Annotated in this window: 31 protein-coding genes, 1 tRNA gene and 2 pseudogenes; 15 read left to right on the forward strand and 19 right to left on the reverse strand. The window is 48.8% G+C overall.

All coding sequences use genetic code 11. The features are described from left to right. The first annotated feature begins 45 nt into the window (after window positions 1-45). On the forward strand, window positions 46-864 hold the full coding sequence (locus ACQE3Y_RS09275; protein ID WP_426973086.1) for an AraC family transcriptional regulator: 819 nt from the start codon (window positions 46-48) through the stop codon (window positions 862-864). Here ACQE3Y_RS09275 and ACQE3Y_RS09280 read toward each other — a convergent pair. Both ACQE3Y_RS09280 and ACQE3Y_RS09285 read right to left on the reverse strand, forming a co-directional pair. Beyond that, window positions 835-1473, reverse strand: a complete 639-nt coding sequence (locus tag ACQE3Y_RS09280) for a LysE family transporter (RefSeq protein ID WP_426972959.1) — start codon at window positions 1471-1473, stop codon at window positions 835-837. The genes ACQE3Y_RS09275 and ACQE3Y_RS09280 overlap by 30 nt on opposite strands. After that, window positions 1470-2771 (reverse strand): hypothetical protein, encoded by a 1302-nt coding sequence (locus ACQE3Y_RS09285; protein ID WP_426981487.1) that lies wholly within the window; start codon window positions 2769-2771, stop codon window positions 1470-1472. Before ACQE3Y_RS09285 ends, ACQE3Y_RS09280 begins: the two co-directional genes overlap by 4 nt. 462 nt (window positions 2772-3233) lie before the next feature. On the opposite strand from ACQE3Y_RS09285, the gene ACQE3Y_RS09290 reads away from it, so the two are divergent. Together ACQE3Y_RS09290 and ACQE3Y_RS09295 are read left to right on the forward strand one after the other, a co-directional pair. Beyond that, on the forward strand, window positions 3234-3695 hold the full coding sequence (locus ACQE3Y_RS09290) for a hypothetical protein (protein ID WP_426981488.1): 462 nt from the start codon (window positions 3234-3236) through the stop codon (window positions 3693-3695). 7 nt (window positions 3696-3702) lie between these two features. After that, window positions 3703-4536, forward strand: coding sequence for a DUF5677 domain-containing protein (locus ACQE3Y_RS09295; protein WP_426981489.1), 834 nt, complete (start codon window positions 3703-3705; stop codon window positions 4534-4536). 258 nt (window positions 4537-4794) lie between these two features. Here ACQE3Y_RS09295 and ACQE3Y_RS09300 read toward each other — a convergent pair whose 3' ends face one another. After that, a complete protein-coding gene (locus tag ACQE3Y_RS09300; RefSeq protein WP_426981666.1) occupies window positions 4795-5556 on the reverse strand; it encodes a hypothetical protein in 762 nt (253 codons plus the stop codon). A 196-nt stretch (window positions 5557-5752) separates the two neighbouring features. On the opposite strand from ACQE3Y_RS09300, the pseudogene ACQE3Y_RS09305 reads away from it, so the two are divergent. Continuing rightward, window positions 5753-5848: pseudogene (locus tag ACQE3Y_RS09305) on the forward strand (DinB family protein); the annotation flags it as partial. Between the two features lie 126 nt (window positions 5849-5974). Here ACQE3Y_RS09305 and ACQE3Y_RS09310 read toward each other — a convergent pair. Next, window positions 5975-6193, reverse strand: a complete 219-nt coding sequence (locus tag ACQE3Y_RS09310; protein WP_426981490.1) for a GrpB family protein — start codon at window positions 6191-6193, stop codon at window positions 5975-5977. Between ACQE3Y_RS09310 and ACQE3Y_RS09315 the strand changes: the two genes are divergently transcribed. Next, entirely contained in the window at window positions 6152-6301 is a 150-nt protein-coding gene (locus ACQE3Y_RS09315; RefSeq protein WP_426981674.1) for a hypothetical protein, read from the forward strand. The genes ACQE3Y_RS09310 and ACQE3Y_RS09315 overlap by 42 nt on opposite strands. Window positions 6302-6335: 34 nt before the next feature. Continuing rightward, window positions 6336-6839 carry a hypothetical protein gene (locus ACQE3Y_RS09320; protein ID WP_426981491.1) on the forward strand — a complete coding sequence of 168 codons (504 nt, stop codon included), beginning with the start codon at window positions 6336-6338 and terminating at the stop codon, window positions 6837-6839. Between the two features lie 201 nt (window positions 6840-7040). Here the strand turns inward: ACQE3Y_RS09320 and ACQE3Y_RS09325 are convergent, their stop codons facing one another. The 5 genes from ACQE3Y_RS09325 to ACQE3Y_RS09345 form a co-directional block, all read right to left on the reverse strand. After that, on the reverse strand, window positions 7041-7517 hold the full coding sequence (locus tag ACQE3Y_RS09325) for a DUF1348 family protein (protein WP_426981492.1): 477 nt from the start codon (window positions 7515-7517) through the stop codon (window positions 7041-7043). Between the two features lie 53 nt (window positions 7518-7570). Then, window positions 7571-8146, reverse strand: coding sequence for a TetR/AcrR family transcriptional regulator (locus tag ACQE3Y_RS09330; protein ID WP_426981667.1), 576 nt, complete (start codon window positions 8144-8146; stop codon window positions 7571-7573). Between the two features lie 640 nt (window positions 8147-8786). Then, the gene (gene arsC / locus ACQE3Y_RS09335; RefSeq protein WP_426972947.1) at window positions 8787-9209 is read right to left on the reverse strand and encodes an arsenate reductase (glutaredoxin); all 423 of its coding nucleotides are present in this window, start codon (window positions 9207-9209) and stop codon (window positions 8787-8789) included. 30 nt (window positions 9210-9239) lie between these two features. Then, window positions 9240-10523, reverse strand: a complete 1284-nt coding sequence (locus tag ACQE3Y_RS09340; RefSeq protein WP_426981493.1) for an arsenic transporter — start codon at window positions 10521-10523, stop codon at window positions 9240-9242. A gap of 134 nt (window positions 10524-10657) precedes the next feature. Continuing rightward, entirely contained in the window at window positions 10658-10936 is a 279-nt protein-coding gene (locus ACQE3Y_RS09345) for a hypothetical protein (protein WP_426972945.1), read from the reverse strand. A gap of 478 nt (window positions 10937-11414) precedes the next feature. On the opposite strand from ACQE3Y_RS09345, the gene ACQE3Y_RS09350 reads away from it, so the two are divergent. Both ACQE3Y_RS09350 and ACQE3Y_RS09355 read left to right on the forward strand, forming a co-directional pair. Continuing rightward, window positions 11415-11490: transfer RNA gene (locus ACQE3Y_RS09350), tRNA-Val, on the forward strand. Window positions 11491-11849: 359 nt separating this feature from the next. Then, a complete protein-coding gene (locus tag ACQE3Y_RS09355) occupies window positions 11850-13079 on the forward strand; it encodes an amino acid permease (protein ID WP_426972943.1) in 1230 nt (409 codons plus the stop codon). A 75-nt stretch (window positions 13080-13154) separates the two neighbouring features. On the opposite strand, the gene ACQE3Y_RS09360 is transcribed toward ACQE3Y_RS09355, so the two are convergent. Continuing rightward, window positions 13155-14714, reverse strand: coding sequence for a sensor domain-containing diguanylate cyclase (locus ACQE3Y_RS09360; RefSeq protein ID WP_426972941.1), 1560 nt, complete (start codon window positions 14712-14714; stop codon window positions 13155-13157). 661 nt (window positions 14715-15375) lie between these two features. Here ACQE3Y_RS09360 and ACQE3Y_RS09365 point away from each other — a divergent pair. After that, window positions 15376-15624, forward strand: coding sequence for a hypothetical protein (locus tag ACQE3Y_RS09365; protein WP_426972940.1), 249 nt, complete (start codon window positions 15376-15378; stop codon window positions 15622-15624). Window positions 15625-15668: 44 nt separating this feature from the next. Here the strand turns inward: ACQE3Y_RS09365 and ACQE3Y_RS09370 are convergent, their stop codons facing one another. The 4 genes from ACQE3Y_RS09370 to ACQE3Y_RS09385 all read right to left on the reverse strand — a co-directional run bounded on the left by ACQE3Y_RS09370 (window position 15669) and on the right by ACQE3Y_RS09385 (window position 18522). Continuing rightward, window positions 15669-16271, reverse strand: coding sequence for a glutathione S-transferase family protein (locus ACQE3Y_RS09370; protein ID WP_426981494.1), 603 nt, complete (start codon window positions 16269-16271; stop codon window positions 15669-15671). A gap of 176 nt (window positions 16272-16447) precedes the next feature. Continuing rightward, the gene (locus ACQE3Y_RS09375; protein WP_426981495.1) at window positions 16448-17326 is read right to left on the reverse strand and encodes a DUF4198 domain-containing protein; all 879 of its coding nucleotides are present in this window, start codon (window positions 17324-17326) and stop codon (window positions 16448-16450) included. Between the two features lie 230 nt (window positions 17327-17556). Continuing rightward, on the reverse strand, window positions 17557-17817 hold the full coding sequence (locus ACQE3Y_RS09380; protein WP_250652441.1) for a DUF2534 family protein: 261 nt from the start codon (window positions 17815-17817) through the stop codon (window positions 17557-17559). A 171-nt stretch (window positions 17818-17988) separates the two neighbouring features. Beyond that, entirely contained in the window at window positions 17989-18522 is a 534-nt protein-coding gene (locus tag ACQE3Y_RS09385; protein ID WP_426972934.1) for a hypothetical protein, read from the reverse strand. Between the two features lie 483 nt (window positions 18523-19005). Here ACQE3Y_RS09385 and ACQE3Y_RS09390 point away from each other — a divergent pair, with 483 nt between their 5' ends. After that, window positions 19006-19863 (forward strand): manganese catalase family protein, encoded by an 858-nt coding sequence (locus ACQE3Y_RS09390; protein WP_426972933.1) that lies wholly within the window; start codon window positions 19006-19008, stop codon window positions 19861-19863. Window positions 19864-19885: 22 nt separating this feature from the next. Here the strand turns inward: ACQE3Y_RS09390 and ACQE3Y_RS09395 are convergent, their stop codons facing one another. Beyond that, window positions 19886-20125 carry a hypothetical protein gene (locus ACQE3Y_RS09395; protein WP_426973094.1) on the reverse strand — a complete coding sequence of 80 codons (240 nt, stop codon included), beginning with the start codon at window positions 20123-20125 and terminating at the stop codon, window positions 19886-19888. Here ACQE3Y_RS09395 and ACQE3Y_RS09400 point away from each other — a divergent pair. Next, window positions 20016-20246 carry a DUF1272 domain-containing protein gene (locus ACQE3Y_RS09400; RefSeq protein WP_250652444.1) on the forward strand — a complete coding sequence of 77 codons (231 nt, stop codon included), beginning with the start codon at window positions 20016-20018 and terminating at the stop codon, window positions 20244-20246. The two genes, ACQE3Y_RS09395 and ACQE3Y_RS09400, sit on opposite strands and share 110 nt — an antisense overlap. Window positions 20247-20412: 166 nt before the next feature. On the opposite strand, the gene ACQE3Y_RS09405 is transcribed toward ACQE3Y_RS09400, so the two are convergent. Beyond that, complete coding sequence (locus ACQE3Y_RS09405) at window positions 20413-20658, reverse strand: biofilm development regulator YmgB/AriR family protein (protein WP_426972932.1); 246 nt, start codon at window positions 20656-20658, stop codon at window positions 20413-20415. Between the two features lie 666 nt (window positions 20659-21324). Between ACQE3Y_RS09405 and ACQE3Y_RS09410 the strand changes: the two genes are divergently transcribed. The 3 genes from ACQE3Y_RS09410 (at window position 21325) to ACQE3Y_RS09420 (ending at window position 23462) form a co-directional block, all read left to right on the forward strand. Next, on the forward strand, window positions 21325-21678 hold the full coding sequence (locus ACQE3Y_RS09410; protein WP_426972931.1) for an anti-adapter protein IraM: 354 nt from the start codon (window positions 21325-21327) through the stop codon (window positions 21676-21678). Between the two features lie 1249 nt (window positions 21679-22927). Then, window positions 22928-23071 (forward strand): hypothetical protein, encoded by a 144-nt coding sequence (locus tag ACQE3Y_RS09415; RefSeq protein ID WP_426981668.1) that lies wholly within the window; start codon window positions 22928-22930, stop codon window positions 23069-23071. A 124-nt stretch (window positions 23072-23195) separates the two neighbouring features. Then, on the forward strand, window positions 23196-23462 hold the full coding sequence (locus ACQE3Y_RS09420) for a DksA/TraR family C4-type zinc finger protein (protein WP_085072010.1): 267 nt from the start codon (window positions 23196-23198) through the stop codon (window positions 23460-23462). 160 nt (window positions 23463-23622) lie between these two features. Here ACQE3Y_RS09420 and ACQE3Y_RS09425 read toward each other — a convergent pair whose 3' ends face one another. Next, entirely contained in the window at window positions 23623-23865 is a 243-nt protein-coding gene (locus tag ACQE3Y_RS09425) for a helix-turn-helix domain-containing protein (RefSeq protein ID WP_085072009.1), read from the reverse strand. A 301-nt stretch (window positions 23866-24166) separates the two neighbouring features. Between ACQE3Y_RS09425 and umuD the strand changes: the two are divergent. Then, window positions 24167-24585 (forward strand): annotated as a pseudogene (gene umuD / locus ACQE3Y_RS09430) (translesion error-prone DNA polymerase V autoproteolytic subunit). A gap of 224 nt (window positions 24586-24809) precedes the next feature. On the opposite strand, the gene ACQE3Y_RS09435 reads toward umuD, so the two are convergent. Both ACQE3Y_RS09435 and ACQE3Y_RS09440 read right to left on the reverse strand, forming a co-directional pair. Further along, window positions 24810-25376 carry a C40 family peptidase gene (locus ACQE3Y_RS09435; protein WP_426972929.1) on the reverse strand — a complete coding sequence of 189 codons (567 nt, stop codon included), beginning with the start codon at window positions 25374-25376 and terminating at the stop codon, window positions 24810-24812. A 246-nt stretch (window positions 25377-25622) separates the two neighbouring features. Then, window positions 25623-26366 (reverse strand): SDR family oxidoreductase, encoded by a 744-nt coding sequence (locus ACQE3Y_RS09440; protein ID WP_426981496.1) that lies wholly within the window; start codon window positions 26364-26366, stop codon window positions 25623-25625. Window positions 26367-26464: the final 98 nt, after the last annotated feature.

The raw sequence follows: 26464 nt of genomic DNA on the forward strand, positions 1-26464 counted from the left end.
CATTCATTAATAACTATTCACTATTGCTGCATAAGGTCAGATAAGTTGTCACTAGAGTCTGCAGAGTGGTTTAGCCGGAATGGCATAGAGTGCTCACGGGTCAGGGCCCGTAATTCGGGCTTTCCGAAACATCTTCATGATGAATATGTCATCAGTGCAAACCTGACGGGGGTAGAGGAAATCTGGCTGGCAGGAAAAACCGCCTATGTTAAAAGTGGTCAGGTTACCTTATATAATCCGGGAACTATTCAGGCTTCGCGTTTTGATACTCAAGCCGTGGAATTCATCAGTGTGCACATACCCCAGACAGTGATAAAAATACTTGCAGATGAGGACAATCTCAATAGCGCTCATGAAACCCCAGTTCTGCGAGAAGGCATAATCAATAACACTCGCCTGTTTGACGCGCTGTACCGTTTTGCAACATCAGCCCGACTGGAGCGGGGCATGGATGAGGAGCAGGAATTGATTTTACTTTGTGGTGAGCTGCTTGAGACGTCAGCTCTACTTCAGAGATCTGATGAACAGAAAATCAATATTATTATCGAGTACTTGCGAGAGCACCTCAGCGTAAAACCGCAGCTGGAGATGCTCGCGCAGCTGGCGGGGATGAGCAAATATCATCTTGTTCGCTTCTTCACCCGGCATACGGGTATGCCGCCTCTGCAGTATCATATGCAGCTTCGTCTGCACCATGCCCGCGACTTGCTTCGCAGAAACGTGCATCCTCTCGATGCGGCGATAATGCTGGGATTTTACGATCAGAGTCATTTCATTAATGCATTTCGCAAAGTGATGGGAACAACACCCCATCACTATGCTTCGCAGGTCAGATCAGGTCACCATAAACTCCCGGTACCCTGACACAATCACGTAAAGCGCAAAATAGCTGAATATGATCGCTGAGGCTATATAGGAATATTTAAGCAGGCGTTGACCAAGCAGTTTGCCTCCAAAACTTCCAACCAGGCACAAGACACAGGTCCAAAACATTCCCGCAATGAAAAAGCCACTCAGAAACCAGGACGTTGCCGTAACGCTGTGCTGGCCCATCCGGGATATCAGCGCACCGCCCACTGTCGCAAACCACAGAATAGCCGTGGGGGATGACATGGCAAGCATCACGCCCCGGCTAAATTCACGCAGCAGCGGGCGATACTGATGGGTTTCGCTCACGTTAAGCTCCGAAGCCTTCCTGAAAGCGGCCATCAGCATTTTGCCGGCGAACCACAGAAGCATCGCGCCGCCGCCAATCCACAATATCCAGCGTACGGCTTCATACTGAAGCAGTACGGCCATTCCCGCCAGCGCCAGTAATGCATATGCCAGGTCACCCACACAAGTCCCTATTCCCAACCAGAAACCATGAAAATATCCGCGTTGCATGGCAAGGGTAATCATGGCGATATTGGCAATCCCGATATCAAGACACAGCGAAAGGCTCAGTAGGAAACCATTTGAAAACTCGATCATAACGTAAAGCCTTTAATCTTCTGGTCGTACTCGATCATGTCGACAGTTTTACCCAGCCGGTTCAGCAGCAGATCCGCCTCTTCACGCTGATGATGAGGTGAATAGCATTGCAGAAATGCCAGGGCTGCCTCTGTATCACCCTGCAATACAGAGTGTGTCATTGCTGTTGCCAGTGCCGTCAGAGCAGGCTTCACCGCGCTGAGGTCCACCGCATAATGCGTCCCACTCCAGTTCAGACACCGGTGTTCAGTTAGCCACTTGAGCTGTATATAGGCCGCCCCTGCATCAGGATAATCACATGGGCCGCGGCGCAAATATCTCAGCATTTCCAGCAAGAAAATTTTTAACTGCAACGTCTCATTCAGCTGCAGGGCCTGTCGGGAAGGCTCTGTCAGGCACATCAAAAGCCCAAAAACATCCGCCAGTGCTTCCTGCACAACCATTGATCCCCATCTGTCCTGTTTACTTAACTGGCCAAACATCATCTTTTCAAGAACAACGGAATGCCCCAGATCATGACCGCGGAACCAGGCAATCAGGTGGCGGGCACAAAGAGCGCTGTCCGGGATAGCGTCATGCTGCCAGTCAAGCAGGGCAGCCTGGGACCGGGCAAAGCATTCAAACAGGTTCAGATAGGTATTTGCAAACACGATGGTGCGCTTCTGTGAGGCGTATTTCACGCCTTCATCTTCAGGAAAAAAATAGGCAAAATGTTTTGGGTAGCTGTTAGCTTCGCCAGCAATGGCAAACAGGTCAACAATTTTGTATCGGCATCCAGGTAGCGCAATCAGCCGCTGGTCGATATGGTTTTGCAGCCAGCACAGGTTGTCCGGAAAGAGCTCATCCACCACATCCGAAACCTCCTGCAGTCCGCGATCGGGTAACCCAAACCAGGCGGAATAATGCTGCGTGCGGGACTTACCTACCCATGTCGACATGTAACCTATTCCCTGCACCAGCTCCTGTTCATCGAGTCCTGCTATCTGCGGGAGAATTTCTTTTGCTGTGCTGGCGTCAGTGAGGATTTCTGCGCGTAACTGCAACGCTTTGCAGGTATCCGGATCGCCAAATTCCTGCGCAAGCTTGAAACAGATAATGCTGAGCTTTTCTTCAACAGACTGAAGCAGCGAACTCCCGGTCCGAGTAGAAACCGGGTGAATATGACTGGCCGCCTCTGCAAGACGTGTAGCCTGGTGGATGAGGTCCAGCGCTGCGGGCGAAAGTGAGGCAGGCAGAGGGATATCCATCATGTGGATATGGTATGAGTCAGCAGCGGGCCAGAACGGTGTCGTAAACATGAAATTCCCTTCCATTATCAGTAACGAGAAGTCTACTTAACCATTGCATCTGTAATCGGTATTGGAAGGAATTGCGCGATGGGGCCGGAAAGAACGGTTCACTTCAAAACCATAACCGACTACTTCGTTTCATTGCCCTGCAACGCATAAATCAACAGAGTTCGGTTAGGGCAACGTCCGTTTCTGGCACAGAGCAGACCGATACGCAGGCCAGTGTCCGCTATGAGCGAAAAGCGGACATCAACTCGATGTCAGAAATGACATTTCGAAGTTGAACTATAGGGCAGGATCGTCTACCGACTCAGTCTAAACAATCTATGGTTAGAAGCTGGTTAAACGACTGATTCCGGCCAATTGATATCAGCTAGCTGTGGTCGGTATGCCGGAATTGTTTCACAACCCCGTATGGTATATCTTCATTCGCCAGCAAGCTGGTTATTCAACAGTAAGTTGAGGAGCCTCATGTATAAGTTTCGAGCAGAAAGCCAAAAAATCACTTCGTATGGTATATTTCTGAAAGAACCACCTCGGCCTCCAAGCCGGGGCGGTAATACGGGAGCACTACATTCCCACCTTTTGGAGATCGAAGGTGAAAAGTTCAGCTTCTTAGCACTCGGCTCCCAAAAATGGATATTTAAATCGGATATTGTTTTTTTTGAGTATAAAATAGAAAACGAATACAAAAACATAATCAAAGACACCATTGTCATAATTGATCGTAATGATAATGTAGTATTTAAGATAACAGAGCTTTTAAGACGCAACTCCGTTCTGCTCCTGCAAGACACCCCGGTAGCAGAAGAAAGAAAAAAGATTGATTACTCAGCCAATGCGCATGTTGATTCCATTCGCAAGGGCGATGCTACGATTGTAAATGAACTTGGCCACTTATTATGCAGAAATAAATCTTATTTACCAATTTAGGTGACTTATGAACTTTGACGCCGACCTTTCCAAACTTATGAACTTATGTTTTCTTTTAATAGAATCCAGAAATGGTGAGCAGCTGCTTCCTGGAGAAGAATGGAAAAATGATGCTCAAGTTTTGAGCGTGAAAATTTTTAGGCACATCGCAACAGCTCAACAGATTAGCGCGGGAATTGGCTTTGAATTTGGCGTAGGGCAGGTCGTTTCCCATATCGATCACTCCTCAGTGGCAGTCGTCGTAAGAGCTGCCATTGAATCGTACTTGGCCTTTAACTATATATTTGTTAATCAAGATGAAAGCTTATCTATTTATCGACATAAGCTTTGGTGTCGAGCCGGGCTTATGGATAGAAGCAACTTATTTGCAAATACATTAGAGAGCAAAAATGTTCTCTTACGAGAAGATGAGTCTATAAAAGAACTTTATAATGATATAGTTTGCAACCCGCACTATCAAAAAAGTAACCGCGAAGAAAAAAAGGAAATTAAGAATGGAAATTGGAAGCCTAAGGGAGGCTGGCACACCATTACTAAAAAGACTGACATTCACCAACGTTACTTCAGTGATATTTACAATCACTTAAGCGGTCATTCTCATGCAAGCTTTATAAGCGCCCTACAAATTAGATATGCAAGAAGTATTAATAAACAAGCCATGCTTGCGGGAGCTGCGCGTCAAATATTGTGCATGGTGATTTCTCACTTTATATTTTCCTACGTAAAGTTGTTTCCCGCAGCAAAAGCAGTAATGGCTTCAAATCCTGAACTAACTGAAATTGCAGACAGATGGCACATACATAAAGAGGAGGTGGCTTCGATTTATGGTCCTATTCAGTGAATTAAGTAGCTGACTAGCAAAAATCATCTAAGCAGCCTAGAAAAGCGACTCTGGTATCGCTCTGTGCACTGACTGCTTCTGGCACAAAGCGGACATGGGTGAAGCCAGGTTCGCTTTGTGCAAAAAGCAGATAACTTCTGGCACAAAGCGAACGCATAAGCCAATATCTGCCACGAGCGAAATGCTTACATTTACCTGTAGCGGGTATGAAATGTCGGGATTAGAAATGAGGACTGACTGCTTTCCAGTTTTCTAAGCTCATTCAGACTCGCAAAGTTGCTTCTGATGACAGGATAAGCGTACAACCGCTTGTTTAATCTGTTCGATCACCTCAGCCCTGAACTCCTGATGCCCATAGGTTGCTCTGGGATGAGCAATCCTGAAACAGGTCGCATTCCCTGACTCAAACTTCCATAATTTTTTAGGAGTGACTGATAAAGTTTTAGAGCCACCCAAATATTCATTCGATAAACACTTTATAAAACGGTCGGTTCGTGAACCACATGCAAATATCACAAAATCAGGTTTTAAATGCCCTATCTGGGTTGCCAAAAGTCTTAATGAAACAGACGCTATTTCCTGAAGTTCGTTTTCAGGGCGGAGCAGTGGGCTCTCTCGGTCATAATCCCATGCAAATAAATTTGCATACACTATCGCCTTAGGGGGTAATTCCAGCTTCCGCGCCAGCAAGAAATGATACTGCGTAAAACGGCTTCGTGATTTCGTATTAGGAGTCCACTTATCCTGATGCTCTTTGTAGCGAGTTACCGCTTCTTCAACTACCTGTTCGACAGTAATATCGGGCATCAGGCCCAGAACCCGGGCAATTTTATTTTTATGATTTCCGGTATTCCATCCCGCCGTTTCACGCCCAACCAACATGATTTTTACCGGTGAGCGCCAGTACTCTTCAGAGGGAACAGGAAGAAATACACCTGAATATTTATCTTCCATGAGTGCAAACGATTGAGCATTAAGACTTTTAAGGATTTCTATATACGTTTTGATCAGCGCTTCCATAATTTTCCCTTTAGCTAATTTCATGATGAAGTTTCTTTTGGCATCTTACTAAACTTCAGGCAATGCGATTAATGAAATGTCTGCTCCTGGCACAAAGCGGACATGTGTGCAGGCCGGGTCCGCTATTGGCAAAAAACTGTTTTACGCGGGCGCAAGGTTAGCTATGAGCGAAGAGCAGAAATTCAGACTTTGTAATTACCACCGTGGGGCAGTAGGCTGGTTAATTTCTGAGTGCGGAGGTGTTCCTCCGAAAGATGTGCTGACAGTTTTTCTGAGGGGTCATAATCACTGACAGGTAGTTCTTCTGCTAATTACCTATCTAGCGGCTTCGATGGCCGCTTTGAGCAAAAAGCAGACGTGTAGCTCATGGCGTTTGAGTATGTCCATTACATCGAACATAACACCCCGGCAACGAAATCTATCTCGAACGTTCCTGGGCATTCAGCGCCAGTCGTAGATGATGCTCTATAAAGTTCGCTTTAAGCGCGCTATAGCGATGAACATCGTTTTTACTGAGTAATGCTGCCGAGAGTTTTATCTCAGCATACTTCCCAGCAATGGCTCTGTTTTTTCTTAGGTAATCACGGAAAGCAAGATGTCTTACTACCTGCATATCTCCAACAGCAAAAGCATGCACTTGATGACTACGCTGATCACCGCCCTTAATGAAAACCTTCTCTTTCTGCTGTGCGCCGATGGTGTCCCCGCTGACCTCTTACTACAGGGAAAGAAAAGCCGAGGGTGAGAGCAAGGCGTTGTGCGTGATCCGGGTGGCTTATATGGCTACCTTCACCAGCATCATCTTTTTCGTGCTGAGTTGCGTGCTGAGTATCCCGCATAGCAGCTTTGTGCGGGCGAAGGCGGAGAACCTGAACGTGTTGTCTGTGATGAAGGGGAACGGTGGTTTCAGCCTGATTTATTACGTCGCCCCGTTCATCGCTATCATCGGTATGACGAAATCCTTTCTGGGGGTAGGTTTGTCGGTCGCAGAGATGTGCGGCCAGCTGGCCGCCAGCGTATCCGGCAAAAAGACCACTACCAACAAGCGCGTGGCCTCTCTGGTGCTGTTTCTGCTGACCTTTAGCATCGTTTACGCCAATCCGGATGTGCTCAACCTGATTGAAACCCTTTGTGGGCCACTGATTGCGGTGATCCTGTTCCTGATCCCCGTGTACCTCATTTACACCCGCACTGCGCTGGCGCAGCTACGCGGCGTGACGGTATTTCTGGTCATGCTGGGTGGAGTGGCAACGCTGTCTGCACTGCTCTGGTCGATTATTTAATAATTGACGATGGCAGAATAACGTTAAGAATATTCAGGTCCGATAGGTGATTTATTTGCCCAACATGCCTGCTTCTGGCACAACGCAGACAGCGGAGGGGCAGTCCACTGTCTGCGTTAAACATATATCGTTAATTTCGACTTTGAAAAAAGCCTTTGGCTAAGTGAGAGTGATAAGCCTGCCGGGAAAAAATGGAACAGGCTAGAGGCCCAGCTCCGACAGCCCCGGATGATCATCCGGACGACGTCCCAGCGGCCAGTGGAACTTGCGCTCGCTCTCATCGATTGGCATATCGTTGATACAGGCGAAGCGGCGGTGTATCAGGCCATCTGCTTCAAACTCCCAGTTTTCATTGCCATAAGAGCGGAACCAGTTACCCGAGTCATCATGCCATTCATAGGCATACCGTACGGCGATGCGGTTATCAGTAAACGCCCATAATTCCTTGATCAGGCGATACTCCAGCTCCTTTTTCCATTTACGGATCAGGAAACTTTTGGCTTCTTCACGATGAGTAACAAACTCGGCTCGGTTACGCCATTGAGTATCCAACGTATAAGCCAGCGATACCTTTTCAGCATCGCGGCTGTTCCAGCCATCCTCAGCGAGCCGTACCTTTTCAATCGCCGTTTCGCGAGTGAAGGGAGGAAGGGGCGGGCGAATCTGTTTTTCGGACATGGTAGCGCCTCCAGGCGATCAGGATATATCAGTAGAGTCAGTCATTTCGACGCTCAGGCCGGGTGAGAGGCCTGCTTCAACAGCAGATGCGCCACGTCTTTTGCGCTGTCGGCGGCGCTGGCATCGCCCATCACATACGACATGGTGATGGCGCCTTCTGTGAGGATCAGTAGCTGTCTTGCCAGGGCTAACGGTTGCTCAATGTTCAGCTGACGGGTGAGTTCAAGCGTATAATCCATTAGCTTTTGCTTATGAAGCTTTGCTATCTGCCGCACGGGATCGTCAGGATCACCAACTTCTCCGGCGGTGTTGATAAAGGCGCAGCCACGAAAGCCATCTGACTCAAACCAGCCTTTGAGTACAGTGAACATATTCAGGATACGTTCCTGAGGGGACGTGCCTTTATTACATTCCATTATGAACCATTGCATCCAGCGCTCATCACGCGCATTTAACGCGGCAGCGGCCACATCATCCTTGGTTGCGAAGTAGCGATAGATACTTTTTCTGGCCACGCCAGAACTCCTGACCAGAAGGTCCATGCCGGTGGCATGAATGCCGTTCTGATAAATAAGCCGCTCTGCGGTTTCCAGGATTTTTTCCTGGGTGTCGGTTGTTTTTTTGTTCATGAGGCGATGGTAGAACGATCGTTCTACCCTGTCAAGCAACAGGGTAAGCACATTTTCAGAGAACGCAGGCAATGTTTTCCAAATGTGAAAGCGCTCTGGTTCACGCAGCCTGACGCGCATTTCTGTCACCCTCAAACGGCTGTTTCCCCGTGCCGGATAACGCCCTGTTGGGATCCCGTTCCTGCCTGCCCGGCCTGTTAGGGCATGGGCATGGTTCATGAAGGAAAGGTCGCTGCTCTTGTACCGGACCACGCTCTGAGCATCCGCGCAGGCGCCGATAACGAAAGCATTCAGCATTCTGCGAATTGCTTCAGATAAGCTAAAAAAGCGCGCTAAGCCAACCTGCCGCGCAAAAACGTCATGTGTGGGCTGCTAAGGTGAAAACAGCGCCTATAATAGGTGCGCAGGTAACAAGATACCCAGGCGCATCAGAAGGGGAGCTATGAAAAAGGTATTAATGCTGGTGGTCTGTTTATATCTTACCGGTTGTTCATGGGGTATGGCGTCACTGATCCCTGCCTCGGATGTTTGTCCAAACGGGCGGGATGGTATAACAGGGCAGTGTCGCTAGCAGGGCGTTTAGCAGGTCCAGGCGACTAACCGCCATCGTTCTGTACGATGGCGGTGAGCTACATTGCCATTATTTCAGGCGTTTCCCGGTCTCATCAATGATGATTTCGCCATCTTCTTTAACAAACATTCCCTGCTGCGGATTAGGCAGAATATCCAGAACTTTTTCTGCCGGGCGGCAGAGCCGGGTACCCAACGGCGTCACTACAATCGGGCGATTAATCAGTAACGGATACTGCACCATAAAATCGATAAGCTGCTCATCGCTAAAACGATCTTCTTCCAGTCCCAGCGTGGCATAAGGCTCAACGTTTTTTCGTAATACATCACGTACGCCAATGCCCATCTTTTCAAGCAGCGCTTTCAGCTCTGCCTGCGACGGCGGCGTTTCCAGATAATAGATAATGTGTGGTTCATCGCCGCTGTTGCGAATCAGCGCCAGCGTATTGCGCGAGGTTCCGCAGTTCGGGTTGTGATAGATAGTAATGCTCATTAAAGCCTCTCAAAAATAGCCACGGACAGATTATACTGACAGCCACAGCGCCAGTGCGATAAGCGTTACCACTAAAACCGGCAGCGTCATAACCAAACCCACACGGAAGTAGTAGCCCCAACTGATACGAATATCCTTTTGCGCCAGCACATGCAGCCACAACAGCGTTGCCAGGCTACCGATCGGGGTAATTTTAGGACCAAGATCGCAGCCGATGATATTAGCGTAAATCATTGCCTCTTTTATCACGCCCTGCGCATCACTGGCGTTAATAGAGAGTGCGCCGATTAATACCGTCGGCATATTATTCATTACCGAAGAAAGCGCAGCGGTAAGCAAGCCTGTGCCAAGCGTAGCGACCCAGATACCCTGTTGCGCCAGCTGATTGAGAAGGGCAGAGAGAAAGCTGGTCAGGCCCGCGTTACGCAGTCCGTAAACCACCAGATACATGCCGAGGGAAAAAATCACAATTTGCCACGGCGCGCCGCGTAATACTTTGCCGGTATCAATAACTTTCCCCTGACGGGCAATCAGCCAGAGGATCAGCGCGGCCACTGCAGCCACCAGGCTTACCGGCACGCCAAGCGGCTCCAGCACAAAAAAGCCGATCAGCAGGATAGCCAGTACAATCCAGCCCGCCCTGAAGGTGCGTCGATCGCGAATGGCCTCCTCGGGCGCTTTAAGCCGTGCGGTATCATAGACCACAGGAATATCCCGACGGAAGAAAAGGTGCAGCATTGCCAGACTGGCGGCAATGGCAGCAAGATCCACCGGCACCATAACCCGCGCGTAATCACTAAAGCCCAGATGGAAGTAGTCCGCCGTTACGATGTTGACCAGGTTGGAAACCACCAGCGGCAGGCTGGAGGTATCGGCAATAAACCCGGCGGCCATCACGAAGGCGAGCGTTGAGGCACGACTAAAGCCCAGCGCCAGCAGCATAGCAATCACGATGGGGGTGAGAATAAGCGCGGCGCCGTCATTGGCAAACAGCGCCGCCACGCAGGCACCCAGTAGAATAATCAGGGTAAACAGCCGTTTTCCACGACCATGCCCGCCACGCGCCACATGCAGCGCTGCCCATTCAAAAAAGCCGCTCTCATCCAACAACAGACTAATAATAATAATGGCAATAAAGGTGGCCGTGGCGTTCCAGACGATTTGCCAGACAATGCTGATATCGCTGATGCTGACCGCGCCGCTAAGCAGAGCCAGCGCAGCGCCGATAGAAGCGCTCCAGCCAATCTGCAGGCCGCGCGGCTGCCAGATAACCAAAACAAGGGTAAAAATAAAAATCGCACCAGCCAACAACATGGCAACTCCGCTGTGAAAAAAAATGGTAATAACAAATACAGCAGCTAAAGACAAAAAAACAGCCCCGATCCTGTAAAACGCACCTCAGCAGCATGAGACGCGTACAGAAACGGGGCTGATACACAGGCCAGATATCAGGCTATGTCGCCTGAAAGCGAGTCGCGAGAGACAAAAATAATATGTGAAGGCGTTTCGTTACTCAGCAACATCTCTTCCACCTGGCCGCTGGCGGAAACAAAGGTCACGGTATCGCCCTGATTCAGCTCCTCAAAAGCTTCGGCAGGTTGCGTCGCCTTTAAAATTTCAAAATGGCTGCGTGGGGATGCATTTTCTCCTTCAGGCTGCTCCGTAAAATAGTTACCGGTGAATGCATATTCCGGATGGTCTTTGATGTGCAGTTGAACAGAGGGCATAACACCTCCTGATTACCGTGGTCTGAATTATCAGCCTAAACGCAGATATCCAGTTTGCCATTTAGCAAAGATGAAAGGGCGATGATTAAGATTTATCCTAAACGATCGCAGCGGCGGCACAACGCTAAGCCTGTTCGTGTAACCCTGACTGACAAATATAGATAAATATATGCAATTTTAATCAATACGGAGACTTGTTAAAGCGAAGGTTAAGCGTAGTCTTAAGGCTCGTCAGAAATGTACGAGATGTTATTTACATGAGGTGATTATGCATTCATTAAAGTTCTGTTGTCCCATTTGCGGTAGCAATAAATTCATCTTTACCTGCCAGTCCAGCACTAAAAAAACCCGGCACGGAGCGAGCTGCGCTTGCTGCCAGCGTCCTCTTACTATGGCTTCCTGTGTGACCAGCCCGGCTGAACATCCCCGGTGGGCTAAAAGCCTTTAGGCTGCTATCTTCCTTTCACACTTTTGCAACACGGGCGTGGTATAAGCGGTGATTACACCAGCCGTACCGGCTGAGGATGCGGGTTCGAGTCCTGCTGCCCGTTCCAACCCTGGCTGCCCTGGCAAACAGTTTATCTGTAATGCCTTTACGCTCCCGGCCTGATTTATTTCATAAAGATAAATATTCTGTTAATTATTTGCTGTTGGCTAATAATTTCCCCTTTATAAAATAATAAGAGCACAGATTAATAGAATAAATAGCCATATTTAAAATGACTTTCCCCGCTTTAATAGAATCTGATATTTTGTCTCATAATTATACAATTTACTGACACGCCGCCCTGTCATCTTTTTTCTGATAGAATGCGCCTCTGCAGACGTTTCTCTATCCTGACTGGTTCCCTTACCCAGAGACACAGAGTCTGTACATTTTATTTGATTCTTGATGGTTTATTTGTAGGTTTTTATGAAACAGCAGGGTTGGAAACTCCAGGATACGATCTGGACGTTAGGTTTGTATGGCACCACGGTGGGCGCAGGCACGCTTTTTTTGCCGATTGAGATTGGTACGCGTGGGCCGCTTATTTTTATTATTATGCTGCTGCTGGGGTTACCGCTCTCATTGCTGCCGCATCTGGTGCTGGCGCGCGTCTATATGAGTGAAGCCACGCCTCAGCGTCTGCCAGCCCTGAGCACCTGGTTTGGGCCGCGTGGCGACTGGCTGATGACGCTGCTCTACTGCGTCGCGTTTTACCCGGTAATGCTGGTGTATGGCATTTCGCTGGTTAATGCGCTGGATAACTTCCTGGTAGATCATCTCCACTTCGCCCGCATCAACAAAGGATTACTGACTCTGTTATGTATGGTTGTGCTGTTTGGTATTCTGAGCAAAGGCCGCAGTAAAGTCGTCAGCACGTTAGGCACTCTGGCGTTGCCTTTTGCCGTGGCCATTATTGCGATTGCCGCCGTACAGATCCCAGCATGGCGCTGGAGTAACGTGACCGATGCCCTGAATGCGCTGCCCGATGCCTCTGCTGAAACCACCTTTAAAAATATCTGGCTGACGTTGCCGCTAATCACTTTCTCTTTTTGCTGTGCGCCGATTATCTCGCCTTTGGTGGCGCACTATCAGCAATCGCAAGATAAGCTGCGGGTATATCGGGTAATAAAAGTTGCCTATCTGGCGATATTCCTCAGTATTATCTTTTTTGTTTTCAGCTGTGTATTGAGCATTCCGCACGCAACATTTGTCGAGGCAAAAGAGAAAAATCTGAACGTGCTGTCGGTTATTTCATCACCGGGCAGCGCTGGCGTGCTGTTTTATATCGCGCCCCTGATCGCCATTATCGGCATGACAAAATCCTTCCTTGGCGTCTCGCTATCGGTAGCGGAAACCTTTAGCGACTTTACCGTCAGGCTGTTTAACTGCCGTAGCGATAAAGGCCGAAAAATCAGTCAGGCGGCGGCCATGCTGGCGATGTATGGCGTCACCTCGTTGATTGTTTACGAAAACCCAAACGTCATTACGTTGATCGAAGCATTCTGCGGCCCGCTGATCGCCATTATTTTGTTTTTAATCCCCGCCTGGCTGATTTATAACAAGCCCGGCCTCGCTTTTCTGCGCGGCGGCAAAGCGTTGGTGATTTTAGCGGGCGGTATCGCCACACTTTCGGCGCTGCTCTATTCAATGATGTAACCGGCGTAGCGGGAGAGGGAGGGCCCTTTCCCGCTCAGACAGAAGCGTTGCCAGCAACAGGCGGCAGCATGCAGATTATTCACTCGCCTCGCTTATCAATGCCCGGTTGCGGCCATTATGCTTGGCCTGATAGAGCGCATGGTCAGCGCCTTCCTTAATGCGCTGCGCATCCTGTGCGTCATCACTGCCCACCAGAACAATACAGCCAGCGCTGAGTGTCACCACGCCCGCTTCTAATGTGGTGCTTTCATGCGGGATGGCCGCTTCGCGTACCGCGTCAACGGCGTTTTGTGCAATATGCAAGGTCGCGTCAGGCGAGGTATCCGGCAGCACAATCGCAAACTCTTCACCGCCGTAGCGTGCTATTAAATCTGTTTGCCGCAGGGGGAGATTTTTCAACGCCTCTCCTACGCGCCGCAGGCAGTTGTCGCCAGCAACGTGACCATAGGTATCGTTGTAAAGTTTGAAAAAATCGATATCCATCATGATTAATCCCACCCCTTTGCCGCTGAGCCCTGAACGTTTCAGGCTTTGACCCAGAAAAAGATCAAACTGGCGACGGTTCGCCAGGCCTGTCAGGCCATCCAGCAGCGCCAGCGCCTGCAGGCTTTGATTGATGGTGGTCAGCTCATCGCGCAGCGTGGTGAGCTCGACCTGGTTTTCTACATTGGTGCGTACCTGACGCAGAACCAGCGTGCCGATCAAAACGATGATCAGCAGCAGCGTACCGTTTAGCACCAAATCCGGCATGCTGTCATGCAACCACCGTGACCAGAGCGCAGATTTATCGAATCCGGCCGCCACAATCAATGGATACTGACCGGAGCGCGCATAGCCAAAAATACGCACTTTATCATCCAGCGCAGAGTTCCAGGTGCCTTTTCCCCGATCCGCACGAACCAGCTGAGTGGTAAACAACGGGCTGGCTGAGAGGCTTTGATTGATAAAAGTATCCGGGAAAGGGCGGACATAGAGAGCGGTTCCGTCATCCAGCAGCAGCGCCAGCAGGTCACCTTCGCCCAGCTCAAAATAGCTGTAAAAACGCTTAAAAGATTCAATCCGCACCGTTGCCAGCGCCACGCCGACGAAGCCGTTGCCCGCATCATTCAGGCGTATCGAAACCGGGATCACCAGTTCGCCGGTCGAACGGCTGCGGATCACCTGACCGATATGGATACCACCATGACGATTGTTACGATGGTAAGTAAAATATTCCCGATCGGCATTATTCATGCCGGTTGGCGTTTGGCCGGCGGCAGTGGCGATCCAGTTTCCCTGGGCATCATAGACAAACAGGCCATTCAACTGCGGCAGTCCGCTTTTCATCTCTGCCAGTGCGGCGTTTAGCGCTGCTTTATCCGCATGGGTTGGACCGCTAGCCGGAATCTCACGCTGGATAGCACGCAGCGTGATTTCTGTTTGTAAAAAGGTATCTTCTGCCTGGCGCGCCTGCGATACAGAAAGGTTGACCGCGCTGCTCTCGGTATCCTGCAGCTTACGCGACCAGGAGCGGTCAAGCGTCCATGCGCTAACCACCAACACTGCAGTCAGCAGCAGCAGCATAAATATCATCATTGTCCTGCCAAGCGAAGAGTGCAGAACAAACGTGCCGGAAAGTTTTTTGCTGATTTTCATGGATCTTTTCGCCGCCGGGGAAGGACTTTTAAGTAAAGCACAGCTTATGCTTTTACGGCATCAACGGATCAGCCTTAAGTCGTAGCGCTGTAATGGTCAGTCGGCAGCAGCAAAAAGACGCTGAGTTAACGCCATAAAAAAGCCCGCACGAAGCGGGCTGGACATTTCCGAAGGGCCGATAGCGATACCGGCAAGCAGCTTACAAGATTACGTCAGTGATTAGTCACCTTACGAGCAGGGCGAACCCACAGGCACAGCGCTATCTCGTCAGGTTTGATGACTATCGGCGCGCGGCGGTGGAACTTTAGCGCACGGATAAAAACGTCACTCTTCCTGTTCTGCCATTTGGGCGATCTGTTGGTTAATCAGACTATCGGATACGTGAATCGCCGCAGTAAAGCCTGCGGCTATTGCCAGTAGCCACATCAATTTTTTCAGCGTCATGACTTTCTCCATAGCGTTATTTATCTATTAATTTCCGGCTATCGTGGCGCGTTGAAGGCTCCGGTTAAAACACGCAAAATATCCTACAGACAAGGGATTTTTTTGTACAGAATGTTAATGGTTTCAACAGACATAATACGATTTTTAAGCTTTTGCCTATCTCAGGAAGAAGTACGATCAGCTGGCCTGGACTGAGCTTTATGGAAATAATCGACGCATGACTACTTATCGTATTCGCGTTGGATTCCATAATCCTTCCGCACTGACTTTTTTGCAACTGGACGAGCTGCTGGAACCGCGTCGCTTCTGCCGGCTTAGTTCGTATGGTGAGAAGTTTCGTTGTTATATTGAATATGAATATCAGTCGGAGGTGCATGACTACTGTTCTGTCTGCCAGCTTGCGTGGACCCAGGCCTGCAAAGTAAAAAGAAATCCGCTGGTACTGGTTGAAGTGAAAAATGTCTGAGACGTGTTGAGGGAAGGGAAGGCGTGCACGCCTTCCTGTGGATCTTAACGATTATTCATTTCTACTGCCCGAAGGCTGGCGGGACGGGAAAAACAGCGCTTTACATAATCTGCTAACGGTTTGCTAAGCGTCAGGCCAACCGCCTGCGCCCAGGCAAGATTATGCGCCAGGAAAATATCGGCCAGGGTAAAGTTTTCACCGGCGATCCAGCGATCCAAACGGGCCTGCGACAGCAGGCGCAGCGCTGTTTGAGCATCAGTCGCAGCGCTTTCGGCAACGGCCTTCACCCGCGCTGATTCAGGCAACAGCAGCTTGTGCTTTAATGTTAACCACACGGGCGCTTCCAGCTCGGTTATTGCAAAGCTTAACCATTGATCGATGATCGCCTGCTCCTCCGGCTGCACCGGATAGAGCACGCGTCCGGCATATTTCGTGCAGATAAATTTACAGATAGCCTGCGTTTCAGCCAGAAAAAATGAGCCATCTTCCAGCACCGGAACTTTACGCTGAGGATGAGGCGATCTTATTCCTGGCTCTCCCGGCTTCAGGGCGACCCGGACGGGCTGATAAGGGAGCTCCATTTCTTCCAGCGTCCATAACACACGCAGCGAGCGGCTTTTAGGATAGGTGTAGATTTTCAGCGTCATTCTCCTCTTATTTAGTTTCCCGTTGCGTCAGCGCAGTCTGACGCGGCAAAACATTGTTAGCAGCTTAGCGTAGCAGAAGAGGAAACCGCTCACACTGCTTAATGATTTGCACAGAGCGTTGCGGATGAGGATGCACTAAAATGAAAGCCTGGAGCCGCGCTCCAGGTTATCAGAAACTATTTAGCTACTGAAAAGCCAAAAGTGGTTTGATCGAGGTGAATATCGCAAACCGCTTTATCTTTGTAAGGCGTATCGTTAGCCGTCATCAGCAGCCATTGCCCGGCTTTCAGAATGGGCAGGCTTAATTTGCCGCTGCTGTCAGTACGATCTTTCATGGCTGCATTTTCATAAGCATAGGTATGCGCCAGGGCCGGGTGGCTCAGGTTGGCATGCACGCTGTGATGATGATGATGATGGTGGGCATGCGGTTTAGCGGCATCACGCGGAGCTGATAAATCCACCATGGCAATACCCACTTCATGATTAGCCAGCGGTTTTCCGTTAGCTAACAGCGTAAGGGTGAGCGTATCGCCGGTTTTGAGCGTAGCGGGATCGACCTCAGGCACAAATTCCAGTCGGACGCCGGTTGGCTGGGTCAGAGCGCTGTTAGTTCCCGGCGCGCCGACATAACTGACTGTTTTAGCGCTCATGGTGCTTTCCATGCAATAGCTGCCGGCCCACTGAGATTTATTGCTCTGACGCCACTGATATTTCTCACCGTCAGGCTTCAGAGACCAGAAAGCGGGCTTATAGGTGGCCGTCACCAGTACGGATCCGCTGGCGGCGTTGTTCTGACTGAATTTGTACTGTTCGCTGTTAATCGGGAACTCAGTGACTTTGCCATCGCTGCCTGTGACCCTGAGCGGAGCAAACAGCGCCTGGCGCGCGGCTGGGATCGGCTCGCCATGCGGGAAATTTTCCCCATATCCCATCTCAATTTGTAGCGGATTGCCTGCCGTGACCGGCGGTACGTTTAACCATAGCTCATGCGCCTGCAGGCCGGTAGAGGTTAGCGCCGTGATGGCAAGCGTGGCGCTCAACAGCATATTTTTCATTTTATCTCCTGAACATTCCCAAAGGTTCCAGTTGACCGGGCGCTTAACAGCGTCGAACGCTACAGTCGCCACGGGCGCGAAATGTTATATCATAACAAATTCTCACTGGGTAGCATTGTGATGGGGATTGCTGCAGATAAAACAGGTGGCCGTTGCTAAACAGAAAACTACAACTACCGTAGCGCAGGGCTGGCGGTAGTCGGGAGAGAGCAGAAAGTTAATGAAGCTGGTTAATGTGTCTCTTTTTCGCCCAAAAAATAGAATGCCAGCGGCAAAGAAAAGATAAGTGTAATTACCGTGGTGTAAACCAGCACCATCGCGCCCTGCAGGATATACATTTGCATTGACCAGGCTGAGAGCGGCAGGTTGTATTCTTCAATCACGCCGCCAATGGTAGCGCGAATAAGAATTGACAGCGCAATGATAAAAATTACCAGCACCGAAAGCAGAAACTTTTTGCCTTCAGGTTTTTTTAATTTTTCAAGCAACATACAACGCCTCTTTTGCGTTAATAACAGCGATCGTGCTAACCGCTAAGCAAGTATACCGTTTTAGCTGCTGACTATCTCGCCCCTTGAACCGATAACCGGGCTCTGGACGCTGCGCCCTGCCTGTAAGAGAGGACAGGAAAGGCCGTCCAGTACAAATAGCCCGGGCCTGCGTTAACCACTCCAGCCCAGTTGTTGGCTAATGGCACGACGATAGGGTGTATCTAACTGTTGCGGCACCTGAGCAAGGTAGTTACGTGCATGCTCACGCTTCTCGCCCTCCAGGCTACGAAGATAGGCGATGGCATCGTCAATCGTGGGAACTAATCCTTCGTTGTTCGCGCTGCGTGGCGGTAGCGCTGTCCAGATTACCGCATCAATTTGACGCTGCTGCGCCCACTCTGCCAGCGGGCCAACAGGCGAACCCTGAGCAATCAGCACGCCGACGCCATCATTTCTGTCTTGCGGGATCTGTTCGCGCTGGCGCAACGCTTTGCAAGCCTGTTCCAGTGTATCAACAGCCAACAGCGCCCAGAAAACCTGCACAGCAGGAGCATTAAGACAAACAGCGGTTGCCAGTTCACCATTATCGCCAATGCGGGAGAATTCAATCGGAAGCCAGGGACCATCAGCGTGCCACTCGCCGCTGACTGGTAACGGATCAGGCTTCCACAGCAGCGAGCCCCAACCCAGACATGCAATATTCATTTTTACTCTCCTGAATCGCTTTAATTATTTTGCCGCTGACAATTTATAGCGCTGAAAGTGCTTCTATCAGCATAGAACGAACCGTGGGGAGTACCAGCTCCGCCCCGGCCGACAGGTTAGTTTTTTTGATACGGGCCGGGTGCAGGCAAATGCATGGGGCAATAACCGGTGAGAGAAGATTTCCGGTGATTAGACCTTTCGATTTGATAGGAAACGCCTTAAATATAATCATAAGGTCCGGGCATTGCCTGTTGCCGTTTAAAGAAACATCTGGCGGTTAAAATGCATGATAATGCGCAAATATGACGGTAACTTTCATCAAGATAATCGGGCTGCAGGCCAGACGAAGCCAGACAGAATGATGCTGTATAGCATGTCTCAAATGAGAATCTTTATTATTGATATTTGATTTATGCATAAACACCTTCCAGGCTTGTTTAGGCTTTAGACGTTTCAACCTACCAGGCAAGAGAGGAGGATTGTATGTTTCACCACTCATCAAAAATGCAGTTTCCGGTACGAGTAGAAAAACCCGATCCAGAATTCGCGATGCTGCTGCAACAGGCTATCGGCGGGGTAGAAGGCGAAATTCGCGTAGCAATGCAGTATTTCTTCCAGGCAATGGGCGCGCGCGGCGATGCACGTATCAGGGATCTGCTGATGTCTACCGCCACGGAGGAGCTGGGTCATATCGAAATGCTGGCCTATGCCGTCGCGCTGAATCTTGAAGGTGCGCCGCTTTCTTATCAGGAAGCCTCAGCCAAAGATCCAGTGGTGAATGCCATTCTTGGCGGCATGAATCCACGTCATATTCTTTCTTCAGGTCTGGCGGCCATGCCGGTGAATGCTAACGGCATGCCTTTTGATATGAGCCATATCTATGCTTCAGGTAACGTTGCGGCAGATATGCTGGCAAACGTCACGGCCGAGGCGACAGGGCGTGTGCTGGCTACCCGCCTGTATAACATGACTGAAGATAAAGGCATGAAAGATTTCCTGTCCTTCCTGATCGCCCGCGATACCATGCACCAGCAGCAATGGCTGGCGGTGATAGAAGATATGGGTGGTCTGAACGCCTCTCTGCCTATTCCTAACAGCTTCCCACAGGAAAATGAGGCAACAGAGCATTCTTATTATTGTCTGAACACGTCTCTGGATAAACCGTTGCCGAAAGGTCGCTGGAGCGAAGGCCCTTCTTATGATGGCAAAGGGCAGTTTACCGCTAAAGAAAAACCTGAAATCCTCGGTGATGAGCCATTACTGGGGCCAGCCCGTCCGGGATCTGGCGCGCAGAGTGAGCAGATTTCCGGTACGGTACCGCCAGCGGGCACGGTTAAATAAGCTGAACGCTGATTAGCGCTGTTCATTTTGCAAGCTGCACAAGGCCACCCTGCGGTGGCCTTATTTTTTGCTGTAAAAAAAGAGCATGCTTCTTTTTTCTGGCTTCTGTGCCAATATTGTTACGGGTTGAAATCATCGCTGTGGAGGCGGCCATGCTGGAATTAAGACCGAATTGCGAGTGCTGTGATTGCGATCTCCCACCGGAATCACCGCTGGCAATGATCTGCTCTTTTGAATGTACTTTCTGTCGCAGCTGCGCCACAACCCGGCTTCAGGAGCGATGCCCTAACTGCGGAGGTGAGCTGGTACGTCGACCTGTCAGGCCGCGTAATAAACTACTCGCTCATCCTGCCGCTACGAAAAGGGTGGTTTCGCCCTGTTAAAGCCGTGTTCTGGCTGCGTTAATCTCACATAAATAAGCGTGTAGCCGTGGTCTGCAGGCCATGCCGTTATTTGCCCGTTACCCAGTCGGGTGGTTAGCAATAACGGCTAACGCCGTAATTTTACCTCCTTTAACATGATGCGACCTGTCTGTGGCGCAGCGCAGTATTAATTTCTGCCACCACGTAATAATAGTTCCAGCGCCTGACGATAGAATTGAAGCCTGTCGCGATCATTTTCTGTTTCAATCTTTTCTAACAGGCTGGCAATGATGTTTTTTTCACTACGTCCATGTTTTTTGGTGGCCATCTTTTCCAGCAGCGTACGCAATATCTCTTCATTAGGGCTTTCTTTTGTCGCTGACTGTTTAAAGTAGTTGACGATCTGACTTTCAATTCCCTGTTCCTGATTCACAGTGCATCTCCGGTGAATAATATATCGTTATAAAGTTAAAAAAAGGTAACGTTTCACATGCGTTTGTTATCTGAAAGTAACCTCATGAAAATCGCGACAATATACCCATGTCTATTATAAGGTTATGACATGATATTTTATCGTCCGGTGCTGAAGTTATATCGCAAAATCAATATTTATCCATTTTTTATTAAGTAATTTTCTTACTGATTTCTGATGCAGGTAACTAGTATAGCCTGCTAATAATTTCTTTCTAATCTATTTGTTAGCTTAGGATTAGTTGCCGCAAATTTATTGATTTCATTTAGGTTGTTTATTGTTAATTCAGAAAGGCTTTAAACCATGATTAAGTGGGGTTAAGATCTTTTAAAGGCTATTTCTTTTTAATAACGTGAATTTTATGAAAATAAATTATGCAGAATATGTTGCTTAGTTAATGTCAAGTAGTGTCCTTAAACGTCATTGTTTATCTACTAAAGAAAGTTAATTAGACAAACCCTGGTTTTATTGATCTCTGTTTAATTTTATTTAAATAGTAAGAATTTTCCTTTCAAACATTAGCGAAGTGAAATAGTATTTCACCCACAGTTAAACATAACTGTATAGTTACATGGAATTGCTAAGTTAGCGATATTTAATGGATTTTTACGAGTGAGAGAGGGCGGCATGCATTATAACGTCATGGATTCTCTGATGTGTCCTTTAACAGGAACGGTTTTTAGCGGCGTTATAACCAGGAAAAACCTGAAGTTAATTATCTGGTATCAGGGAGAGACAATCGTTCAGGCTGGAGATGTACTATCCTCGACTGGAAAAGAATTACTGGTCAATGGTATAGCCAGCAATGTAAAGATTATTACCGTATTTCCTTTTAATCGCGCAAACTGGGCATTACTGTCCAGCCGCACTGGATGTCCGGCAAATGGAACGCGGCCACCTTCAGCCTGTCATCGTCCCGGAACATGTCGTTTTGCATCTTGTCCATATGGATTAGAAAAGTTGGCCGCAGTGGAGGAATGAAATAATATCAGGGCAACGGCAATCTTCCTCGTTCTTTTAATTTTTAATGGCATATATTATGGAAGATGCTGTTGTTCCTAAAGTTAATTTTGGCCTCAATTTTTAGCAATTTGGCTACTCTGACTCACCTGATATAGATCTCTCCGTAGCGGATCATAAACCTTTTAACGCAGAGGCAAGGTACGCGACTTTCTCTTTGTGCCAGATGTTAAAGCGCGATCAGTGTGAAACGAAAGGGCATTTTGTTATTCGGCACTTATGCTTATAAGCACAGGTGATGTGTGATTGCTGGCTATTACCAGGGCAGTTTTTATTGTAGTCATAGAGATTTTGCCAATACACTGCCCGAAATATAGAAACGTCAAGCATAGTAAAAGGCTGAATATACCCATTAACGATCAAACCATTCTCAGTTGTTTCCAGCCTGTCGCCGGGGAAGAGGTAAGACTCTGAACCGTACCATAAAACAAACTTCAGATTATAGGGCGAACTGACAAGCGAAAAAACGGTATCTGAATCGGGGCTGACAATAGAGTCAAGTACATACCAAACCATAACTGCTCCATTAAACGACAACAAAAAAATCCTGCTTTTTGAGTGTGAGAGTCTCGACTCTACTCAAGAGATTATAGTCAGAATTTACTGTTCTTCTTGAAAATCAGTTAATTTATTGCAACTTTTAAGCAGCCAGGATTTAACTTATTGATTATTTTGCGAAATGAAATAAGTGGTTATTGTGTAAAAGTGATGCAGAAGGAAGAGTGAGATACAGGACAAAACGCCAGGCGGAAATTTTTTGGAAAGCTCTCATACCTGTACTTTAAGAGAGTTGATACATAAGTTATTTTAAAGGAATATAGACCTCGTTGATTGCGGGCAGCCTAAAGCCGTTCAGGCCGCCCGGCAACAGTAAAGCCGTTACAGCATCATTTTGCTGTTCGGCGCAAAAAGCCATACGGCTGCCGCACCAGGGAAACCTTTCTGGAAACAGCACTACGCTTTTCTGGAAAAAACTATAAAAATTAATAGATATTAAGGCCGCCTTTGGGTGGCCTTTTTAATTTCATACTCCGTCCCAGAGTGTTGAACTGCGTGGCCGCTCCTTTTCCGTTTCGCCGTGCTCGCCCGATCTGACGTTACCGGCGGACTGGGCGATAAAAATAAAAATTACCAAGCACAAGACAGCATCAAGGAAGGGTGCTAAGCTGGTGAATCACTCAATAAATATTAAGGCTTTCTTATTTTAACTATTAAATACCGATGCTCTCGTTGTCAGGGTCATCAATGTCGTATCTCGTTGTTCGACGTCTCAATGCGTAACCCCCATGGCGCCATCTGCATCTTTTGTAAATCCCCCATGCTTGTAAGTTACCTGACGTCCCAGGCTGCCTGAATCGTTTCTTTTGTTGTCCTTTCCCTGAAAAGCGGGTTCTCTGCGTTTTGCTGATGCCCGGCGACTTGAAGTGTGGGACACCTGCAACCATATTTAATCTTAATCATCAGATCAGGAGGAAATCATGGCCAGCGGTTGGGCTTCTGACGAAGCCGTAAATGAACAGATTGATAGCACCATCAATGATGGCGTAGAGCGGGTCCGTCAGGCTCTTGGACAGGGCGAAAGTGAACGTTACTGTCAGGAGTGTGGCGAGGAAATCTCTGAAGCAAGACGAAAGGCGCTTAAAGGCGTACGCTTTTGTCTTGCTTGCCAAAGTGAGATGGATAAGAAACAACAAAACCTCAGCCTTTATAATCGGCGCGGCAGTAAAGACAGCCAGCTACGCTAATCGTATGGAAGGCAAAATAAGCCACCGATAAATAATCCTTGCGGTTATTGCTTTGCCTTTACAGGGTAAACAACAACCCTTTGTCTCTTTTTCCCCTCGTAACGCCCGAACCCTTGTCAGACGCCCTTTACCGGCTATACATCTTATTTTTTAACACCTCTTATTTTCTTGGCGTCAGCAGATAATCGGGATGCTTCCCCGCCAGCAAAAGCAGCAGTTCATATTCACCCTGACTTAGTCCTCCGTTCTTGCTGGCTTCCGCTTCCGACTCTTTCTTTTGCCATACACGCAAACTGTAATCAAAGCGTTCTGCCGCTTCCGCCTGCGTCAGGCCAGCTGCCTGACGCGTGGTTTTAATGGTGGCACCGGTCGCAGGGATCATGGACAGTACTTTCAGAGGCATCGCATTCTCCACAACAATTTATAATAAGTTTTTTCCTAAGCATTAACACGGACGCTTCCGGTGTCAAGGCAAGCTAAATTGTTGTAGTTTTATAATTAATTGATATTACAGTTGTTGGCTTATTTTTAGACATTATCAAATTTTAAATTTCAGTTAATACTGAAAAAGCAGAGATTTAGCGAAGCGGTAAAATGATCTATCGCCTGTGAAAGGCGATTTTCGCCTTTACGCGCTGCGTTTGATCAAAACCACCTGTTACGTTTACTGTGATTGTATACAGTTTTTATCAGGGTTATTTGTTATGGATTTCATCAGATCTGCTGAACTGCGTGCTATTTTGCATTTGCCGCTGTTTATCGGGCGGGTAGCATGTGGTTTTCCCTCTCCGGCGCAGGATCATATTGAACAGCGTCTTGATCTCAACGATCTGTTAGTGCAGCGACCCAGCGCCACCTGTTTTGTCAGGATAAGCGGCGATTCAATGATCCAGGGCGGCATCAGTGATGATGATATGCTGGTGGTGGGTTGTTCGCTAACCTCAGAGCATGAAGATATTGTGATAGCGGCGGTAGTAGGGGAGTTTACAGCAAAAAGCTCCAGCTACGGCCGAATGTGCAACTGGTGCCGATGAATCCGGCTTATCGGCCTATTGTTTTGAATAGCGAAAAGGGGCTGCAAATTTTTGGCGTGGTGATCTTTACCATCAAAGTGGTGAAATAGACCCAGAGCAAACCACGCCTTGCCAGCCACGCAATCCCTTTGCGTCAGTTTTGCTCAGACACTAATATCACGAGCGTATCGGGTTCCCGCTTACCAGCGCCGGGATGGTGACCTCCCTGATGCGCTGTGTGAGTGTGATGTAAAGTAAGCGTAAAACCAGGCGCAGAAAATCAGCGGCGCGGAAACAGCGTTATGCTTACGCCGCCGCGCCGAAGAAAAACAGGTTAGTTTCTTTTACTTAAGCTCATGCCGTCATTATTTAAGCTGATGCCGGCATCATATTCTTTATTCAACCGACGCGCCTGATAAAAAACGGACTGCCAGTAAGGATTGTCCAGCGAGGAGCGAATCACGCCTTTGCTGGTGGAAGCATGCAGGAAATGCCGGTCGGTATCGTAAAAGCCGACATGCATTCCGCCATTGATGCGGAAGAAAACTAAATCACCGGGGCGCAATTGCGTTGGCTTAACATGCGTGCCCATATGAATAAGCTCGCGCGTAGTGAGCCGTTCAACCGGTAAATTAAAGCGGTCTTTTAACGTTCTCCAGACAAAGCCAGAGCAATCCACGCCTGATAATTTCGTGCCGCCCCATTCATAAGGCGTGCCGTGCCAGGTATGCATTTGATCGTGCAGAGCCGCAATCACTGGAATCAAATCAGCCTGATCGCCTTGCGCGCTGGCATCGGCTGAATCCTGCGCTGTTGCTGAGTTTTTACCCGGAGATGAAGAACAACCGGCAAGAGCAATAAAAGAGACAAGCAATAACGTTTGAGCCAGTTTGCGATTCATTTTTATTAGCACGCTAGATTAAGGGGAAAAGTTCTGAATATTCTGTTTTATAACTGAAAAAAGCGCTACCCAGAAACTTAACTTTTTCTTTTACGTTGATTTACCAGAAACCGGCCGGAAAGCGCCGGTTCTACAGCTTTTCTGCTGGATTAGCGCTTTGCGTTGCTAAAATTATGTTACACATTAAGCACAAACAAACTGCTCGCTACCGGACATTACGCCTGCGTTTGGCAACGGTGCGTGAGGTTAGTAAGGGCTGGCGGTAGGGCGCACAATGATTTCACTGACGTCCACTTCATCAGGCTGAGCGATGGCATATGACATTGCGCGGGCAATGCTCTCTGGTTGCAGTGCTACCTGCCGGAAGGTCTGCATCGCCTGGCGCGCTGTGTCATCGCTGATAATATCGGCCAGCTCCGACTCAACCACGCCCGGCGAGATCACTGTTACCCGAATTTTATCGGTTTCCTGCCGCAACCCGTCAGAGATGGCGCGAACGGCATATTTGCTGGCGCAATAAACGGCAGCGGTGGGCGAGACGCTGTGAGCGCCAATGGAGGCAACATTGATAATATGGCCGTACGCCTGCGCCTGCATAGCCGGAAGCACCGCTGCAATGCCATACAGCACTCCGCGCACGTTAACATCCAGCGTCAACTCCCATTCCTCTACCTTCAGCGCTGACAGCGGCGACAGCGGCATCACCCCCGCGTTATTAATCAGCACATCGATGCGGCCATATTTTTCCATAGCCAGACCGGCTAACCGCTGCAGCGCGCTACGCTCCAGCACATCACACTGTAACGCATCAATGCTTGCCCCTTCGGCGCGCAGTTCGGCGCACAGCGTTTCAAGACGATCGAGACGGCGTGCGCCTACAATCAGCATATGGCCTTCAGCCGCCAGCAGGCGGGCAGTTGCTTCACCGATACCGCTGCTGGCGCCGGTCAGAATGATGACTTTGTTGTTTCCACAAATTGTCTGGCTCATGGTTTTACGCTCCATAAAATCGTTGAGCCTTCAGCTTAAAAAAATCCCACCATCCCGGATAGCGCTATTCCTCACTAAGTATTGCCTGATTATCTCGT

Source organism: Pantoea sp. FN0305 (assembly GCF_050113845.1).
Classification (GTDB): domain Bacteria; phylum Pseudomonadota; class Gammaproteobacteria; order Enterobacterales; family Enterobacteriaceae; genus Mixta; species Mixta alhagi.

Bases quoted from the DNA above. Each gene is read 5' to 3' on its own strand.
- ACQE3Y_RS09300 (WP_426981666.1), bottom strand. From the start codon at position 5,556: ATGGAAGCGCTGATCAAAACGTATATAGAAATCCTTAAAAGTCTTAAT.
- ACQE3Y_RS09280 (WP_426972959.1), bottom strand. From the start codon at position 1,473: ATGATCGAGTTTTCAAATGGTTTCCTACTGAGCCTTTCGCTGTGTCTT.
- ACQE3Y_RS09420 (WP_085072010.1), top strand. From the start codon at position 23,196: ATGGCCAGCGGTTGGGCTTCTGACGAAGCCGTAAATGAACAGATTGAT.
- ACQE3Y_RS09380 (WP_250652441.1), bottom strand. From the start codon at position 17,817: ATGTTGCTTGAAAAATTAAAAAAACCTGAAGGCAAAAAGTTTCTGCTT.
- ACQE3Y_RS09295 (WP_426981489.1), top strand. From the start codon at position 3,703: ATGAACTTTGACGCCGACCTTTCCAAACTTATGAACTTATGTTTTCTT.
- ACQE3Y_RS09400 (WP_250652444.1), top strand. From the start codon at position 20,016: ATGCTGGAATTAAGACCGAATTGCGAGTGCTGTGATTGCGATCTCCCA.
- ACQE3Y_RS09435 (WP_426972929.1), bottom strand. From the start codon at position 25,376: ATGAATCGCAAACTGGCTCAAACGTTATTGCTTGTCTCTTTTATTGCT.
- ACQE3Y_RS09320 (WP_426981491.1), top strand. From the start codon at position 6,336: ATGGCTACCTTCACCAGCATCATCTTTTTCGTGCTGAGTTGCGTGCTG.
- ACQE3Y_RS09360 (WP_426972941.1), bottom strand. From the start codon at position 14,714: ATGAAAATCAGCAAAAAACTTTCCGGCACGTTTGTTCTGCACTCTTCG.
- ACQE3Y_RS09355 (WP_426972943.1), top strand. From the start codon at position 11,850: ATGAAACAGCAGGGTTGGAAACTCCAGGATACGATCTGGACGTTAGGT.
- ACQE3Y_RS09330 (WP_426981667.1), bottom strand. From the start codon at position 8,146: ATGAACAAAAAAACAACCGACACCCAGGAAAAAATCCTGGAAACCGCA.
- ACQE3Y_RS09345 (WP_426972945.1), bottom strand. From the start codon at position 10,936: ATGCCCTCTGTTCAACTGCACATCAAAGACCATCCGGAATATGCATTC.
- ACQE3Y_RS09315 (WP_426981674.1), top strand. From the start codon at position 6,152: ATGTCTTACTACCTGCATATCTCCAACAGCAAAAGCATGCACTTGATG.
- ACQE3Y_RS09325 (WP_426981492.1), bottom strand. From the start codon at position 7,517: ATGTCCGAAAAACAGATTCGCCCGCCCCTTCCTCCCTTCACTCGCGAA.
- ACQE3Y_RS09365 (WP_426972940.1), top strand. From the start codon at position 15,376: ATGACTACTTATCGTATTCGCGTTGGATTCCATAATCCTTCCGCACTG.
- ACQE3Y_RS09410 (WP_426972931.1), top strand. From the start codon at position 21,325: ATGCATTATAACGTCATGGATTCTCTGATGTGTCCTTTAACAGGAACG.
- ACQE3Y_RS09440 (WP_426981496.1), bottom strand. From the start codon at position 26,366: ATGAGCCAGACAATTTGTGGAAACAACAAAGTCATCATTCTGACCGGC.
- ACQE3Y_RS09425 (WP_085072009.1), bottom strand. From the start codon at position 23,865: ATGCCTCTGAAAGTACTGTCCATGATCCCTGCGACCGGTGCCACCATT.
- ACQE3Y_RS09285 (WP_426981487.1), bottom strand. From the start codon at position 2,771: ATGTTTACGACACCGTTCTGGCCCGCTGCTGACTCATACCATATCCAC.
- ACQE3Y_RS09370 (WP_426981494.1), bottom strand. From the start codon at position 16,271: ATGACGCTGAAAATCTACACCTATCCTAAAAGCCGCTCGCTGCGTGTG.
- ACQE3Y_RS09290 (WP_426981488.1), top strand. From the start codon at position 3,234: ATGTATAAGTTTCGAGCAGAAAGCCAAAAAATCACTTCGTATGGTATA.
- ACQE3Y_RS09340 (WP_426981493.1), bottom strand. From the start codon at position 10,523: ATGTTGTTGGCTGGTGCGATTTTTATTTTTACCCTTGTTTTGGTTATC.
- ACQE3Y_RS09385 (WP_426972934.1), bottom strand. From the start codon at position 18,522: ATGAATATTGCATGTCTGGGTTGGGGCTCGCTGCTGTGGAAGCCTGAT.
- ACQE3Y_RS09390 (WP_426972933.1), top strand. From the start codon at position 19,006: ATGTTTCACCACTCATCAAAAATGCAGTTTCCGGTACGAGTAGAAAAA.
- ACQE3Y_RS09375 (WP_426981495.1), bottom strand. From the start codon at position 17,326: ATGAAAAATATGCTGTTGAGCGCCACGCTTGCCATCACGGCGCTAACC.
- arsC (WP_426972947.1), bottom strand. From the start codon at position 9,209: ATGAGCATTACTATCTATCACAACCCGAACTGCGGAACCTCGCGCAAT.